At 44.6% G+C, this 17116-nt stretch carries 11 protein-coding genes; 4 read left to right on the forward strand and 7 right to left on the reverse strand.

Features of this window, described 5'->3' with window-relative positions; genetic code table 11:
- From G500_RS21735 to lptB, 5 genes are all read right to left on the reverse strand, one after another.
- A partial coding sequence (locus G500_RS21735; protein WP_035755790.1) for a transposase family protein occupies positions 1 to 263 on the reverse strand: 263 nt, incomplete at its 3' end.
- 516 nt (positions 264 to 779) lie between these two features.
- Positions 780 to 3221 (reverse strand): alpha-ketoacid dehydrogenase subunit alpha/beta, encoded by a 2442-nt coding sequence (locus tag G500_RS0100010; RefSeq protein WP_035755792.1) that lies wholly within the window; start codon positions 3219 to 3221, stop codon positions 780 to 782.
- A gap of 203 nt (positions 3222 to 3424) precedes the next feature.
- Positions 3425 to 5998 carry a DUF5686 and carboxypeptidase-like regulatory domain-containing protein gene (locus G500_RS0100015; protein WP_027001105.1) on the reverse strand — a complete coding sequence of 858 codons (2574 nt, stop codon included), beginning with the start codon at positions 5996 to 5998 and terminating at the stop codon, positions 3425 to 3427.
- A 112-nt stretch (positions 5999 to 6110) separates the two neighbouring features.
- Positions 6111 to 7097 carry a TraB/GumN family protein gene (locus G500_RS0100020; protein ID WP_161626044.1) on the reverse strand — a complete coding sequence of 329 codons (987 nt, stop codon included), beginning with the start codon at positions 7095 to 7097 and terminating at the stop codon, positions 6111 to 6113.
- Between the two features lie 101 nt (positions 7098 to 7198).
- Positions 7199 to 7960, reverse strand: coding sequence for an LPS export ABC transporter ATP-binding protein (gene lptB, locus G500_RS0100025; protein ID WP_027001107.1), 762 nt, complete (start codon positions 7958 to 7960; stop codon positions 7199 to 7201).
- Positions 7961 to 8293: 333 nt separating this feature from the next.
- Here lptB and G500_RS0100035 point away from each other — a divergent pair, with 333 nt between their 5' ends.
- Complete coding sequence (locus tag G500_RS0100035; protein ID WP_027001109.1) at positions 8294 to 10162, forward strand: ABC-F family ATP-binding cassette domain-containing protein; 1869 nt, start codon at positions 8294 to 8296, stop codon at positions 10160 to 10162.
- An 82-nt stretch (positions 10163 to 10244) separates the two neighbouring features.
- On the opposite strand, the gene bioB is transcribed toward G500_RS0100035, so the two are convergent.
- Positions 10245 to 11264, reverse strand: a complete 1020-nt coding sequence (bioB, locus tag G500_RS0100040) for a biotin synthase BioB (protein ID WP_086047753.1) — start codon at positions 11262 to 11264, stop codon at positions 10245 to 10247.
- Between the two features lie 569 nt (positions 11265 to 11833).
- Between bioB and G500_RS0100055 the strand changes: the two genes are divergently transcribed.
- The 3 genes from G500_RS0100055 (at position 11834) to G500_RS21740 (ending at position 15397) form a co-directional block, all read left to right on the forward strand.
- The gene (locus G500_RS0100055) at positions 11834 to 12514 is read left to right on the forward strand and encodes a succinate dehydrogenase cytochrome b subunit (protein WP_027001111.1); all 681 of its coding nucleotides are present in this window, start codon (positions 11834 to 11836) and stop codon (positions 12512 to 12514) included.
- Positions 12515 to 12582: 68 nt separating this feature from the next.
- A complete protein-coding gene (locus G500_RS0100060; protein ID WP_027001112.1) occupies positions 12583 to 14511 on the forward strand; it encodes a fumarate reductase/succinate dehydrogenase flavoprotein subunit in 1929 nt (642 codons plus the stop codon).
- Positions 14512 to 14590: 79 nt separating this feature from the next.
- Positions 14591 to 15397 (forward strand): succinate dehydrogenase/fumarate reductase iron-sulfur subunit, encoded by an 807-nt coding sequence (locus G500_RS21740; RefSeq protein WP_051203168.1) that lies wholly within the window; start codon positions 14591 to 14593, stop codon positions 15395 to 15397.
- A 327-nt stretch (positions 15398 to 15724) separates the two neighbouring features.
- On the opposite strand, the gene G500_RS0100075 is transcribed toward G500_RS21740, so the two are convergent.
- Positions 15725 to 17116 carry an Eco57I restriction-modification methylase domain-containing protein gene (locus tag G500_RS0100075; protein ID WP_027001114.1) on the reverse strand — a complete coding sequence of 464 codons (1392 nt, stop codon included), beginning with the start codon at positions 17114 to 17116 and terminating at the stop codon, positions 15725 to 15727.

Raw genomic sequence — 17116 nt, forward strand, 5'->3', positions numbered from 1 at the left:
TTAAAAGCATCACAAAAAAGATGACTATTTAAATGAAACAGCAAACTATGAAAGGTTACATGGCTGGGGACACCATGTTTTAGCTTGAAATGCCGAACAAACAGGTCTTCTTGAGCTTTACAAAAAGATGCCATTTTACGGCTACTTTCATAACCACAAGCAATGCTTAGAAATATCATCCACATCATCGCATCAAACGGATAGCGTTGCCCGACCCGACGACGAGGGTCTTGCATTTGGCTGATAAAGAGAGAAAAGTCCATAAACCAAATTTTGTTTCGCAGTAGAAAATGCAAAGATAGCTTTTTTTACAGAACTTAACATCACTGCCCCATAGGGCGGGGCTTTTATGCGTTATCATTTTTTTATGCTCGCATAAAAAAATGATTTAGTTTTCGAACCCTCCCCTATGCAGTAATGTTAAGTTCTGTAAAAAGCCTTGTTTTTTCAAATTTGACACGAAATAAAATTTGGTTTTGAAACCCTCCCTTTGGGGGAAGGCAGGGTGGGGTTCATTCCTTTTTTATTTCAATCTCACTGCGGACAAGGCAATGCCTTGTCCCTACATTCGACCTAATTTTTAGAATTTAACATCACTGCCATAGGGCGGGGCGTTGATTCGGAATCATTTTTTTTGCATAAATGCAAAAAAAATAATTTGGTTTTCGAACCCTCCCCTATGAGGGGAGGGCAGGGTGGGGGTTCAGGAACTTTGTGCGAAGCACAAAACCCCGTTTTTTGACCTTCTAACTGTACTGTTGTAATAACACCGATTTTCTCTAATACAAGCTCGGATAAAGCGCAGGATTTGCCTCGTGCATCAGGGCATAGGCAGCCTCTACTACCGTTTCTATGTTGGGCTTGGTGAAATAATCGCCATCAGAGGCGTAGGGCGGACGGTGGTCTTGCGCCGCTACACAAATAGGTTTTGAATCTAAAAGGAAATATCCTTCATTTTCATCTAAAACCTTTGCCATCATGTAGGCTGTCGCACCTGCCGAAACATCTTCGTCGGCAAAGATAATGCGGTTGGTCTTGCGGAGCGATTCTATAATTACGCCTGCTCTATCAAAAGGAATAAGCGTTTGCACATCTATCACCTCGATTTCGATGTCCATCTTGGCAAGCTGCTCTGCCGCTGCCATCACGACTCGACACATCGAGCCATAGGTTACAACAGTTATATCGCTACCCTGACGCAAAACTTCTGGCACGCCCAAAGGCACAGTAAATTCACCTATGTTGTTGGGAATTTGCTCCTTCAAACGGTAGCCATTCAGACACTCGATGATAAGGGCGGGGTCGTCCGACTTCATAAAGGTATTGTAAAAACCTGCCGCTTGGGTCATATTGCGCGGAACAGCAACATAGACTCCTCTAAGCGCATTTAGAATCATACCAATAGGCGAACCAGAGTGCCAAATTCCTTCTAAGCGATGTCCGCGTGTGCGGATAATCATAGGGGCATGTTGCCCATTTTTGGTACGATAACGCACAGTGGCTAAATCGTCGGAAAGGGTCTGTAAGCCATATAGCAGGTAGTCTAAATATTGAATTTCGGCAATCGGGCGCAAGCCGCGCATTGCCAAACCAATACCTTGTCCCATAATCGTCGCCTCGCGAATACCTGTGTCAGAGATGCGAATTTCGCCAAAAATTTCCTGCAAACCCGCAAAGGCTTGATTTACGTCGCCAATTCTGCCTACGTCCTCGCCAAAAGCCACAGCCAAGGGGTTGTTTTCGAAAATGGCTTTAAAGCAGGCTTGCAAGACTTCGCGCCCATCTACGGTAGGCGAATTTTGAGAATAAATAGGTTTGATTTCTTCTACTTTCAAGGCGGCGCGTTCCGTCTGGCAATAGAGATGCGAACTATAACGGTCAAAATTTTCTTCGGCTGTGCGTTTTACCCAAGCTCTCAATTCGGCTAAATAAGGATTTGCCCTTTCAAAACGCAAGGCATAGATAGCCGCCTTAACTGCTTCTACGGCATCTGCACGCATGGGATTAAGGGTAGCAGCCAATTTTTGATGAATCTGTGCCAAACTTTCTTTTTGGGTAGTAGAAACTTCTTTGGCACTTTCTATTAAAAAGAGTGCCGACTCATGGTCGGGCTTCATGTCCTGCACAAAGGCGTTCCAAGCGTTGTTGCGGGCTTCTTTGGCTCTATTTTGCGCCGCTTTTTCTATGTATTCCAGTTCTTCGGCGGTAGCCAATCCCTGCGAAAGGATAAATTTGCGCATCTGCACCAAACAATCATACTCGCGCTCCCATTCCAAACGCTCTTTGGTTTTGTATCGCTCGTGCGAACCCGAAGTAGAGTGTCCCTGCGGCTGCGTAACTTCCTCTACGTGAATCAGGACAGGAATATGATGCAGGCGTGAAAAAAGGGACGCATCTTTATAGACCTTACAAATAGCAGGATAATCCCAAGCCTTGACCTTAAAAATTTCGAAGCCCGCCTTTTCTTCGGTACGCTGAAAACCTATCAACGCCTCTGAAATGCTCTCTTTGATGGTCTGATATTTTTTAGGAACAGAAATGCCGTAGCCGTCGTCCCAGACCGACATCACGACAGGCACTTGCAAGACCCCAATGGCGTTGAGCGATTCCCAAAAATGCCCCTCCGAAGTAGAAGCGTCGCCGATTGTACCAAAAGCAACTTCATTGCCCTTATTAGAAAAGTGTGGAAAAGCTGCCAATTCGGGATTCTGGCGGAAAAATTTTGAAGCCAAGCCCAAGCCTACCAAACGCGGCATCTGCCCTGCCGTAGGCGAAATATCTGCCGACGAGTTGTACTGTGCCGTTAGGTCTTTCCAATTTCCGTTTTCGTCTAATGAACGTGTGGCAAAATGTCCATTCATTTGCCTACCACCCGACGCAGGCTCTGCCTCCACGCTGGTATGGGCATAGAGTTGGGCAAAATATTGCTCCAAAGTCAGTTCGCCAAGTGCCAACATAAACGTTTGGTCGCGATAATAACCAGAGCGGAAGTCGCCCTTTCGAAAGGCTTTCGCTAAGGCTAATTGCGGCACTTCCTTGCCATCGCCGAAGATGCCAAATTTTGCCTTGCCCATAAAAACTTCCTTGCGTCCGATAAGACTTGCATGACGGCTTTCCCACCCGATACGGTAGTCGCGCAGAACCTCCTCCTTCGAGAAGGCAGCGGTAGTAGGCGAGTTGGAAAGGGCTGCATTGGTCAGGGATTCGTTTATCTGTGTCATCGTTGTTGTAGGCTTATGAATGGTGTGGTGTTGTTTTTGGCTATTTTACCGTTATTGGGGGCTTTTTTCCCGATAGCGAAGGAAAAAAATAGAGAGGCAGCAAAAGCACCTCTTTTCTAAGCCCTTTATTTATAGTCTGTAAAGATAAGCCTATTTTGCCAAAAAATCAAAAATGCAGGCTATAAATTTCGGCAAAATCCCGCCTACCAACTCACGCCCACTAAAAGATTAAAGGCAGCATTATCGCGCCAAAGGCTACTTTTTCCACTATCATAACGATAATAGCCGCCTAAACCAAAGCCTATTTTGTAGATTCTATAATTGAGTTTGAAGAGATTTTGTAGCTGCAAACCTGCTTCGGCATAGCCCTTTTCATAGCCCTGTACCTGCAAATGTTTGTGCGCTTCCTGATTCGAAAGAAGCCCCCAACCGATATGATGCACCAGCGAAATTTGCGGCGCAAAATAGCGCGTTTTGAAAAGCAATTCTTTGAAATGGTGCTGCAAAAAAATATGGGCATACTGCTCGGCAGCAAAGGCATACAGGGGCATGGTATAAAAGCATTTTTTCGGATTCAGACCGTAAAATATTGAATTTTTGATGCCGCCTCCATCAAAGAGAAAGGGATAGGGCAGGCTTTTTTCCGACCAAATTTTGCCTACTTGTAAAGATAAGTCGGTTTCGCCCCACATTTTCCATTTCCAAGTTTTTTCAAAATCGAGCTGCAATTTCCAATAATTTTGGTACAAAATACCCCTTTGTAGGGCAAGCCAAACGATAGGCGCGTCTGTACCCAAAGACACTACTTTTCCAAATTGTTCGGTGAAGCGTTCTTTGTAGGCAAAGCGCATTTGAAAACCTAACTCCCTGACTTTGAAAACGTTAGTATCCAAAGCTGCCCCCTCTTCCGAAGCAAAAGCATAGGCATATTGCGGACGAATTTCGCTTTCCCTGCCTGTTAGTTCAATTTTGAGATACCGCTGCGGACGCAAACTAAGCAACGCGCCCCACTGCCTATGTGCATCAAAACGAAAGGCGCGAAAGCGGCGAAAATCTAAGGCAGGGTCTGCCATTGCCCAAAGGTTGTCCCAATTTCTATTGGCACTTTCTTCTACGTCGTTTTTGTAGGAAAGAGTCAGATGAGCGCGATTTGAAAATTTGACCGTAGCCCAACTGCGATACTTAAAGGCTTTGTCTTTGAAGCCATAACCCACTGCGCCTCCCAAAAAAAAGAAGCGCGAAAAACGCGATTGCGCTCCCAAACCCAATCTAAAACCTTCGTAATCGTTGGAATATCCAAACAAATAATGAGGCAAAATATCGAGCTTTCCTATCGGCAGGCGATTTACCGCCAAACCGCCCAATAGATTCATCGCCAAATCTAAGGGCAATTTTTCACCCAAGCTATCCACGACGGCATAAGTACGAAGCTCTCTTTCATCTAAGGGTGTATTTCTATATTTGTTCCAAAAAACGCTATCTTTGGTATAAGAAAGCGGTGTTTTTGTGAAACTAAGCCCCGTAAGACCTGCTTTTCTTTTTTTATTGGTAGAAAAACTAACATTTTGAACAAAACTTTTACCTTCCATGCGGAGCTGCACATCAGGCGAAGGGTAAGATTTGAATTGTAAGGAAATATTCAACTGTTCTGGAAACCATTTTTCAATTTTTAGGCGGCTATTTTTTTCAATGCCTTCCCCCAAAAGTGTGTCGTAATAGGTTAGAAATTGATATTTTTGTTGCCATTTAAAATGTAGCAAATTATTTTCAGAAGCAAGCGGCTCGGCAAGCACATTTTCGAGGGCATATCCCCTGCTGCTGACATAGAGCAAGCCCGTCAGTCCGTTGAAGTTTTTTTGTGGCATGGGCGCGTAACGAATCAGAAAAAGAGAATCTTGGGCGCGAAAAAGGGTATCTTGTAGTTCAAATTCATAACGATTAAAAGTACCATCTGCAATAGGGCTGACGTAAGTTTTTTCCAAAATTTCAAACGTTTCCTCGTAAAAGGCGAAGGGTTGAAGTTGGGTTGCCAAAACAGCCAAGCGCGGTTCTTTGAAGCCTGATAGACGGTTTGCCAAAATTTCTTCCGCTATCCAATCGGGTTTTTGGTAGTGATAAGCCGAAACCGACTCCATCAAACCCAAATACAAGCTATCCAAAAGGGGATTGTTTTTGAAAACGCTATCCGCTTCTGCTGTCTTTGGGAAGATAGGCACAAGCACAAACTTATGATAAATTTCACAACTAAATGCCTGATTTTGATAGGGATTGTGGCGTTTTTTATTTTTCAAGACCTGCTCGATAATCGCATAGGCGGGGTCTTTTTTGTCCGTTATCAAGACTTCGGAAAGAAGTTCGGTATTGGCTTCTAAATAAAAAATAAGTGTCGCTTCGTCTTTTTTCCGCTGCCCTGCCTTTGGTCTTTGTAGGGTTTGCGCCGAAAGCCAAGCGGAATCTAAGGTAAGATTTTGGGTCTGATAGCCGATAAAACTAATACGTAAGTTTTGAGGCACAAAAGGCGTTTCTTTTTTTATTTTCAGCGAAAAAAAGCCATTCACGTCTGAAACTGCACCCTGCCCCTGCCCTGCATAAAGGTTTGCAAAAGCAATCGCCTCCTGCGTTTGCTTATCCAAGACGCGCCCTTCGAGAAGCCAAAAACCTGTTTCCGCTGCCCTATCAGGCGTTTGATTTTGTGCTTGCAAGTGCCAAAGATTTGAACCCAAAAACAAGAAAATTAACCCAAAGGCGAGAAAAATCAGTTTTTTTATTTTTTTCATATCTAATAGAAAAATTTAGAAGGCATGATTCAATTCCAAACCCTAAGCGACTTGAAGACACTTAGGGTTTGGCTTAATTACTGTGCAAAGGCTAAGATTTTTCAAATTCCTATCATTTTTTTTCCTTTTCTACCAGATTTTTATTTTGATTACTATTTTTATCGCTTTTTTGTTTTTCCTTTTTTGAAGTAGGCGCGGAAAGTGGAACAAGCACAAAGCCTTCCTTTTCTAAAAGCGCAATCACGCCCTTTTCGCCGCTTAAATGTGCCGTCCCGATGGCGATAAAATGCGTTTGGTTTCGGATTTTTGTCGCAATTCTTTCCGACATGTGTTGATTTCGTATCAAAAGGAGGTGCTTATTAAATTCTTCCGACGAAGAAGAAACGGCAAATTGGTAGAGGCTATCGAGTTCTTCGGCGGCATACCAGTTTAGCATTTGCTCTAAATAGGCATCTACGCCTTCATTTTCTTGGGTCTGCTTTTTATTTTCAATCGCACCGATAAGCATTTGGGCTTGTTCTTCGAGTGAAATGGCTGTAAAAGCGGTTAATTGTTCGCTCAATGTTTCAAGTCCGATAACTTCCTTTTCAAATCCTCGCGCAATCTCTTGCAGGTACAAATCCAGTGGAGGTTCTATTTTTTTGGTAGAATCTGCACCCGTAGGGCTAAGAGTAGGCTTTTGGTTGCCTGCTTCGGAAAGAAATACCATCAAAAAGATAGGCTTTATTTTATCTACCATTGGATAAAGCAAAGGCATGTCTTCTTTGATTTGCTTTCGCACCTGTTGGTACTGTGCCGAGTCGAGCAAGGTTTCCAAAGTAGTGTCGCCTTTCATAAACATAAGCGGCATGATGGCAGAAACCGATTCTAAGGCATTGAGATTGAGGTCTAATTCGCCTGCAAAGACCTCTGTCTGTTCTATATAGGGCATCACCTTTTCTACGTGTGCATAGGCGCGTTTTTCGCCCATGTGAATCGTACCAAAAAGATAAGAACTTTTTTTCAAGCCATTTCCTTTGATTTCCCAAAGCAACTGCGCCGCTGCCTTAGGTGGTATCGCAAATCCTAAAAAAAAGAGCGAAAGAATAGGAAAATACAAAAAAAAGTGTTTTTTAAGAAAGATTAGCATAGTATTTTTTTTAGAATTTGTAAGATTTTAATAGTATCAAAGCCTACTTTTAGCCCTCTTTTTCGCCTCTTCTAAAAGGCTTCTTCGTCTTCAAAAGAAAAGATTTTGCGCTTGTATTCGTACTGCCTACCAAAATAACGCGCCTTTACGTCCTCATTGACGGCGATGTCTTCGGGCGTGCCTGATACAAATGGTTTGCCTTCAAACATAATATAGACCTTATCGGTGATAGAAAGGGTTTCGTTGGCGTTGTGGTCGGTGATAAGCACGCCGATATTTTTATTTTTGAGTTTGGCAACCAGCATTTGGATATTTTCCACAGCCACAGGGTCTACGCCTGCAAAAGGCTCATCTAAGAGGATAAAGTTGGGGTTTGTAGCCAAAGCACGTGCAATTTCGGTGCGTCTGCGCTCGCCACCAGAGAGCAATTTGCCCTTCGTTTTGCGAAACCTTTGCAGGCGAAACTCCTCGATGAGCGATTCCATTGTATCGCGCTGCTCGGCTTTGTTCAGGTTCATCATTTGCAGGGGTGCTAAAATGTTTTCCTCTACGGTCAGGTTGCGAAAAACAGAGGCTTCCTGCGCCAAATAGCCGATACCAAATTGGGCGCGACGGTACATGGGCAGGTCGGTAATGATTTGGTCGTCTAAATAGATATGCCCCGAATTGGGTTTGACCAAGCCCACAATCATATAAAAAGAGGTAGTTTTGCCCGCGCCATTGGGTCCTAAAAGCCCCACAATTTCACCTTGTTTGACCTCGATGGATACTTCATTGACAACAGTTCTGCCTTTATATTTTTTTACTAACTTTTCTGCACGTAAAACTTTCATTTTTTTGAGATTAAAATGGAGATATAACAGAAGCCAGCCACGCCCCAAGAGGGTCTTCCAACCCTAACGGCGGTCGTTCAGACCCTATGAGCAGTTGGAAGGGCAAAAGGGCGAAAGCGAAATTTGAAGCAAATACGCAAAAAAAAACGACAAAAGAAAGCCACAAGGGGCTTAAAATCACCTTAAAAAGCCTAAAAAAAGCTAAAACAGTGGCTACTGCTTTTTCTTTTGTATCTTTGCCTACCAAAAAGGCTTACCCTTTTGTGCAAAAAACAAGGCTACCCTTGCCGATTCTTTTTTTTGGTCTAAATTCTATCATTTCAAACGCTTTTTATGAATCTTCTTTCTGCTGAAAATCTTAGTAAAAGTTTTAATGAACGCCAGCTTTTTCAATCGCTCAATTTGGGCATTGGATTGGGCGAAAAAATTGCGATTGTGGGTGCAAATGGGGCAGGCAAATCTACCCTTATGAAAATTTTGGCAGGCAAAGAGAGCAGCGATTCGGGGACAGTAGGATACAAAAAAGACCTCAAATGGGCTTATTTGGAGCAAGAGCCGCAATTTGGAGCAGGGCAGACCATCTGGGCAGCCATCTTTGAGGCTGAAAGCGAGGCACTGCAAACGCTACAAGCCTACGACCAAAAGATGCGCTTAGGCGATACCAGTAGCGAAGATTTTTTTAGCCTATTGGAAAAAATGGATAGGCTTGGCGCATGGGAAATAGAGGCAAAAATCAAAGAGATTTTGGGCAAATTGGGTCTGCACGACACAAGCCTTTTGGTAGAAAACCTTTCAGGAGGGCAGAAAAAGCGCGTAGCACTTGCCAAAGTGCTGCTTTCCGAACCCGAACTGCTCCTTTTAGATGAGCCGACCAACCATTTGGATTTGGACACGATAGAATGGCTTGAAAGCTATTTGGCAGCCTCACAGGTTTCGCTGCTGCTTATTACGCACGATAGGTATTTTTTAGATAGGATTTGTAATGTAATTTTTGAATTAGAAAAAGGCAAAATTTATCGTCATCAGGGCAATTACGCCCAATTTTTAGAAAACAAAGCCGCCCGACAAGCCGACTTGCAAGCCACAACCGAAAAGGCGCGAAATTTATACAAGCGCGAATTGGATTGGATTAGAAGGCAGCCCAAAGCGCGTGGCACGAAGGCAAAATACCGCGTCGATGCTTTTGAAGACGTAAAAGAAAAAGCACATCAGAATTTAAACCAAAAGAAAGTAGAAATTAGTCTGAAAGGTAGCCGACAGGGTAAGAAAATCATCGAAATTTCCGACCTACAATTTGTCCATCAAGATGGAAAGATGATAGTGGAAAACTTTACCTACGCCTTCCAAAGGGGTGAGCGCATTGGCTTAGTTGGAAAAAATGGAGTAGGCAAAACGTCTTTTATCGAATTGCTGATGGGAAATTTAAGCCCCCAAAAAGGCAAAATTGATTTAGGCGATAATACAAAAATCGGCTATTACACACAAAAAAATCTGACCTTCAACGAAAATGAGCGCATCATTGATGCCGTCAAAGCGATTGCCGAAGTGATAGAAGTAGCCAAAGGGCAGGTAATTACGGCTTCGCAGATGCTCACCAATTTTCTTTTTGAGCCTTCAAAACAGTATGATGTCATTTCAAAATTGAGTGGCGGCGAAAAAAGGCGATTGCAGTTGCTTTTGGTTTTGATGAAAAACCCGAACTTTCTTATTTTAGACGAACCCACCAACGACCTCGACCTGACGACGTTGGGCGTTTTGGAAGATTTCTTAGATAATTTCGAGGGCTGCCTAATTTTGGTTTCGCACGATAGGTATTTTATGGATAAACTCACCGAACACCTTTTTATCTTCGAGGGCGAGGGCAAAATCAAGGATTTCCCCGGTAATTATTCTGATTTCAAAAACTACCTTTCCGAAGAAAAAAGCCGCTCACAGGAGCAAAAGGAAAACAAAAAAATGGCACCTGCACCCGAAATGGCTAAAAGTGGCAGCAAACTTTCCTACAAAGAAAAGCAGGAATTTGACCTTTTAGAAAAGGAAATTTCAAATTTGGAAAAAAAGAAAAAACAACTTAGCGAACTTTTGGCAAGCGGCGAAACCGATTACGACAAAATCAATGAATGGAGTAATGAATTTAACCAAATTTTAGCCGACTTAGAAACAAAAGAACTGCGCTGGCTCGAACTTTCGGAAATGCAATAGCGGAGATGCGATAACATAAAAAACCCTTAGCATTTTGAAAATGCTAAGGGTTTTGCTTTTATCGTTTTATATAAAAATTTGCTTACTGAAACGATTTGCGTGGCGTGAGTTGTAGGATTTGAAACATCTCTTGGTCGGAAATGTAGCTCGGATTAGGCGTTGTCAGGAGCTTATCGCCAGCAAAGATAGAATTTGCACCCGCCAAAAAACAGAGGGCTTGCTCTTCCAAACTCATGCGCACTCTGCCTGCCGAAAGGCGCACCATTGCCTTAGGCATAATGATACGCGCTGTGGCTATCATTCTGACCATCTCCCAAACAGATACCTTTTCCTGCTCCTCCAAAGGCGTACCTTCTACGGGAACTAAGGCATTGACGGGTACAGATTCGGGGTGTTCGGGCAAAGTGGCTAAGGTGTGTAGCAAACCAATGCGGTCGGTTTCGGCTTCGCCCATGCCGATAATGCCCCCTGAACAGACGGAAATTCCGCTTTTGCGGACATTTTCCAAAGTTTGCAAGCGGTCTTGGTAGTCGCGTGTGGAGATGATGTCGTTGTAATATTCGGGGCTTGTGTCCAAATTGTGGTTGTAGGCGTAGAGTCCTGCCTCTTTGAGTTTTTGCGCCTGACTTTCGGTGAGCATGCCCAAGGTGCAGCACACTTCCATGCCCATGTGATTGATTTTCTTAACTGCCTCTAAAAGGCGGTCGAAATCTCTGCCTTCGCGGACTTCTCGCCACGCCGCACCCATACAAAAGCGCGTGCTACCTGCCTGCCATGCCTCGGCAGCCTTGCCGACAATGGCATCTGTGGTCATCATTTTTTCGGCTTTTACGTCGGTCTGATAACGTGCTGCCTGTGGGCAATACGCACAATCTTCGGGGCAGCCGCCTGTCTTGACCGAAAGCAGGGTGCAGACCTGCACTTCGCCTGTGTTGTGGTAGGCACGATGCACCGTAGCGGCGCGGTAGGTAAGTTCTAAAATCGGCATCTGATAAATTGCCGTAATTTCTGCCCTGCTCCAATCGTTTCTGATGGGGGCTTCCAAGTTGGGATTAAGTTCGGCAGTCTGTATATCGTTTAGGGGAGGGAATTCTGTTTGCATAGGTGCGGAAAAAGTCAAGATGGGAAATGACAAAGGTGAGAAGGGAGGTGGGAGGTGGGAGGGGTGAGGGGTGAGGTGGGAGGGGTGAGGGAAATGACAACTCTTTGTAAATAAAGTATCAAAAGGGTATCAAAACAAATTCGGGACAACCCACACAAGCCACGCCGAAGCAATGCTGCCCTTTTCAAATGCCAAAGCTACTAAATATTTTGTAAAAAAGGGAAAGCCGCCCCTGCCTTTTCCCACAAAAGGCGCAAGTTGGGACAAAGGGCTTTTCACAATTTAGAAACATTCAAAATAGGGGTTATTTTTTATGAAATCTTCGCCTGCAAAGGGGTTTTTATTGCAAATAAAGCATTTGAAGCGTACCTTTGATGCAAATTTATTAGGCTTTTTGTAGCTGTTGGCAAAAGCCCTCGAAAGTGTTTTAAACGCCGTTTAAATCGCCTTTGAGCCTTGTTTGGCACTACAAAACCTTTGCGATACACAATTCTTTTACTACTCAAAAACGCTTTCTTCCCTTTTCTTTTGTCAAATTTTATTTAAAAATCATCAAACACCACTCCAATATGGCTTGGCTAACTCGTACCTTCAATAGCAGTATTGGCAAAAAGCTGCTTATGGCTCTTACAGGGCTATTTCTCACTACTTTCCTCTTTGTGCATTTGGCGGGCAACCTCATTTTGCTCAAAGGTCAGGCAGGCGCGTTGGACTTCAACGCCTACGCGAAGTTTATGACCACTTTCCCCCTTATCAAGGCAACGTCTTATTTTCTTTATGCCTCTATCTTAGGGCATGCCATTTGGGGCATTATGCTGGCTTTTGCCAATAAGTCGGCGCGTCCGCAAAGCTACGCCAAAGTAGGCGACAATCCCGGTGTCTCTTGGGCATCTAAAAATATGGCGGTCTTGGGTACGATAGTATTTGCCTTTATCGTCATCCACATGAAAAGTTTTTGGTTTGAGATGCACTTTGGGCAGCTTAATTTAGATGCCAATGGCAACAAAGACCTCTACACGCTGGTAGAAGCATCTTTCAAACAATGGTGGTATGTGGCACTTTATGTCGTTTCTATGGCAGCCTTAGGCTTTCACCTCTATCATGGCATACAGAGCGGCTTCCAAACTTTGGGCTTGCGCCATGCCAAATACACGCCGATTGTCAAAACAGCGACGATTATTATTGCCCTTATCGTGCCTGCTGCCTTCGCTGCTATCCCTGTGGGCATGTTTTTTATGTTTGGCATGTAAAAAAGCAATGCCTTGCTTCCAAACATTTTCTTTCCACAAATTCTTTATCTGTATAAAAAGCCTTGAATATGAAACCTTTTAATTGTAAAGTCCCCGAAGGAGCATTAGCAGAAAAATGGGATAAGCACAAGTTCAATATTCGCCTTGTCAATCCTGCCAATAAGCGAAAATACAACATCATCGTCGTAGGCACAGGGTTAGCAGGCGCGTCTGCGGCAGCGTCGCTGGCAGAATTAGGCTACAATGTCAAAGCCTTTACTTTTCACGATAGCCCCCGTCGCGCTCACTCTATTGCGGCACAAGGGGGTATCAATGCTGCCAAAAACTATCGCAATGATGGCGATAGCGTCTATCGCCTCTTTTATGACACCATCAAAGGGGGCGACTATCGCGCTCGCGAAGCCAACGTACACCGTTTGGCGCAGGTCAGTGTCAATATCATAGACCAGTGTGTGGCGCAAGGCGTACCTTTCGCGCGTGAGTATGGCGGTCTTTTAGACAATCGTTCTTTTGGTGGCGCACTCGTTTCGCGTACTTTCTACGCCAAAGGACAGACAGGACAGCAACTTCTTTTAGGGGCATATTCGGCTCTCAATCGCCAAATTGCGGCGGGAAAAGTGGAGATGCACACCCGTACAGAGATGCTCGACCTAGTGATGATAAACGGAAAGGCTCGCGGCATTGTAACGCGCAACTTGGTTACGGGGGAAATTGAATCGCACGCCGCCCATGCGGTCTTGCTTTGCACAGGCGGATATTCCAACGTCTTTTTCCTTTCTACCAATGCGATGGCTTGTAATGCCACTGCTGCTTGGCGTGCGCATCGGCATGGGGCATATTTTGCCAATCCTTGCTTTACGCAAATTCACCCTACTTGTATCCCCGTTTCAGGCGACCATCAGTCTAAACTGACTTTGATGTCGGAATCGCTGCGCAACGACGGTAGAGTGTGGGTGCCGCGCAATCCTGCCGATACCAAAAAGCACCCCAATCAGATAGAAGACAAAGACCGCTTCTATTATTTGGAAGAAAAATATCCAACTTTTGGCAACCTTGTGCCGCGCGACGTAGCTTCGCGCAATGCCAAGTACGTCTGTGATGAAGGCTTAGGCGTAGGCGCGACAGGCAAAGCCGTTTATCTCGACTTCCGCGATGCCATCAAACGCGACGGAAAAGCGCGTATCGAGGAAAAATACGGCAACCTCTTCGATATGTACAAGCAAATTACGAACATAGACCCTTATTCCGAACCCATGCGCATTTACCCTGCGCCACACTACACCATGGGCGGCTTGTGGGTAGATTACAACCTGATGACGACAGTAGAAGGGCTTTATGCCTTAGGAGAAGCCAACTTTTCAGACCATGGCGCAAACCGCTTAGGGGCAAGTGCCTTGATGCAGGGTTTAGCCGATGGATACTTCGTTATTCCCTACACAATAGGCGATTATTTGGCGAAAGAACCCTACAAAGTAGAGGATACTTCGCACCCTGCCTTTGGCGAAGCGGTCAATCGTACAAAAGCCTACCTCAATAAGATTATGAGCATTAAGGGCAATACTTCGCCCGATGAAATTCATAAGAAATTGGGCAGAGTGATGTGGGATTATTGTGGCATGTCGCGCAAAGCCGAAGGTTTGAAGGTAGCGCGTGAAGAAGTGCGCAAATTGCGGGAGCAGTTCTGGAACGACATCAAAGTGGTCGGCAGTGCAAACGAACTGAATACCGAACTTGAAAAGGCGGCACGTGTAGCCGACTTCTTAGAATTGGGCGAACTGATGATTCTCGACGCTTTGGATAGAAACGAATCCTGCGGCGGACACTTCCGCGAGGAATATCAGACACCCGAAGGCGAAGCCCAACGCGACGACGAAAATTATACCTACGCCGCCGCTTGGGAATATCCTGAAAAAGGCATGGACGCTACCGACCCCGTTTTGCACAAAGAAGAACTTATCTTCGAAAACGTAAAACTTACGCAGCGTAGCTATAAATAAGATAGCACAAACCTATAAGGATTCAACCCTTATAGGTTCTCAATTCTATTCGTAATCCCACTTCAAAACTTTTATCGCCATGGCTGAAGACTTCCGCAATTATACTCTCAAAGTTTGGAGACAAAAAAATAACAACGATAAAGGCAAGTTCGAAACCTATAAAATCGACAATGTTTCTTCGGATATGTCGTTTTTAGAAATGATTGACCTTCTGAACGAAAAATTGGTACATGAAGGCAAAGAACCTGTCGTTTTCGACCACGATTGTAGGGAAGGCATCTGCGGTGCTTGCTCTATGTATATCAACGGCAGACCGCACGGACCTAAGCAGGGTATCACCACCTGCCAGCTCCACATGCGTTCATTTTCCAACAACGAAACTATCGTCATCGAGCCTTGGCGTGCCTCGGCGTTTCCTGTTATCAAGGATTTGATGGTAGATAGGTCGTCTTTTGATAGAATCCAGCAGGCAGGCGGCTTTGTGAGCGTCCCTACGGGCAGTGCCAGAGATGCCAATGAGATTCTAATTCCCAAAGATATTGCCGACCAAGCCTTTGATGCCGCTACTTGTATCGGCTGTGGAGCTTGTGTGGCGGCTTGTAAGAACGCCTCCGCGATGCTTTTTGTAGCGGCAAAGGTTTCTCAATTAGCCCTTTTGCCACAAGGCAAAGCCGAGCGCAAACGACGCGCAGAGCGCATGGTCGCACAAATGGACGCAGAAGGCTTCGGCTCTTGCACCAACACAGGCGCGTGTTCGGCAGAGTGTCCCAAAGGAATTTCGCAAGACTATATCGCGATGCTCAATCGCGAATACTTGGCGGCAGCCTTCACTTCCGACGAGGTAAAACCTTGGAATCCTATCAAGAAGAAAACCGCAACCGCTTAGGTTTAGACCGCCTTCAAACGATAAAAACCTTAAATGCACCCCACCCCAAACCCCTCCCCCAAAGGGAGGGGCTTTTATTCGGTATCATTTTTTTATGCGAGCATAAAAAAATGATTTGGCTTTCGAACCCTCCCCTATGGGGAGAGGGCAGGGTGGGGGTTCAGAAACTTTGCGCGAAGCACAAAATTCCGTTTTTTGACCTTCTGCCCATTCTAACGACACCAAAAATGCGAAAACCTATAAGAACCAAAATCTTATAGGTTTTTTTTTAGCCGTCGGCGAGGCTAAAGCCGTCGCCGAGGCGTTTCTTTTTTTCTTTTTTTCTTTTTACTTCTTCTTCGAAAAAACCTCGCCTATGGGCAACGCCCTCGACGACGGTTGGGAAAGATAGGCGATTTCCTCTGCATCAAGCCCATACAAGGCGAAGACCAGCGCATCTATCGCCGACTCCTCTGCCTGCGTATCTTCCCCACGCTCCTTTTTGGCTAATATCACATCTACCAAATCCTCGAAGGGCTGACGTGAGGCGGCGGAAATATCGGGGATAGGGATTTGTTCTAATGCTTGTACTGTTATTTCTCCCTCAATACCGCCTCCCTGATAAAAGGTCATAAATGAAAAATCAATCAATTTTGAATTTAACAAAGAAATTAAATAAAATATATGTTTAAAACAAATCAAATAGCTTGTGTTTTGAAGGTAAGACTTAGATAAATCAATAGCAAATGCTTTTTCTTTCGATGCTTTATTGAACACAATCTTTTCCTTTTCAAATTCCTGCAAGTAGGCGCAATTTCTAAGGTTTGTCCAATGGTCGCCTTTGTCTTGTCGTTTTTCTAATGGTATTTGAAAGGTCTTTAAATGCTCGTAAATGGCGGGGTAGTCTTTTGGAATATCTATTTTAGAAAGTCCAATACTTTTGATGCCATTGTGCGCATTTATCAAATACAAGTCGGCAAATTCGGCTTTGTATCGTTTGATGTCGCGCCCTCTCAATAGGGGTTTGATAATTTGCGCCGATTTGGGGTCTTTTTGTATCAGTTCGGCTCTTTTTTGCGCATCAATGACAAAGGCTTCGTTGTAGCCTGTTGTGATGCCTCTAAAAATGGCAATATCCCAGTCTTTGAGTGGTTTTCCGCAGGTTTCTATTTTTTGTTTGATTCGCTGTTCTAAGGGGTTTGCGATAGTCCAAGCATCTTTTTGTGGTACTTTTAGTAGGATATGATTTTTTTGGAAATTTTCCTTGATAGCGATTTTTTTGTTTTGGTGTGTGAGTGCTTTGAGCGGAATTTGTGTGTCGGGCTTTGTTTTTTTGGCAGCGATAAGGATATTGGTATCTACGGTAGCGGATTCGAAGATGCCTGCGCCAAGGTCTATGAGTTGTAGGGGCTGTGTGTGTTGCGCCAAATAAGCCCTTAGCTTTTCGCCATATCCTGCCCGCATCCACTTATTGGAGGTGATATAGGCGAGCGTCCCATTTTCTTTGAGTAGGAGGTTGGCTTTTTCGTAAAAAAGGGCATATAGGTCGCCCATTTTGGTATAAGTTTGGTAGCCCTGCCTTTCGAGTGCCGCCTGCTGCTCCTTAATTTTTTGCAACTGCACATAGGGCGGATTTCCGATAACAATATCAAACCCGTCTTTGATTCCGAACATCCATTCGGGGTCGAAGAAGGGTGCGGAGGCGTTTTGGTCGTAGATGTCGAATTGTGCTACTTGCAT

Origin of the sequence: Hugenholtzia roseola DSM 9546 (assembly GCF_000422585.1) — a bacterium.
Taxonomy (GTDB): domain Bacteria; phylum Bacteroidota; class Bacteroidia; order Cytophagales; family Bernardetiaceae; genus Hugenholtzia; species Hugenholtzia roseola.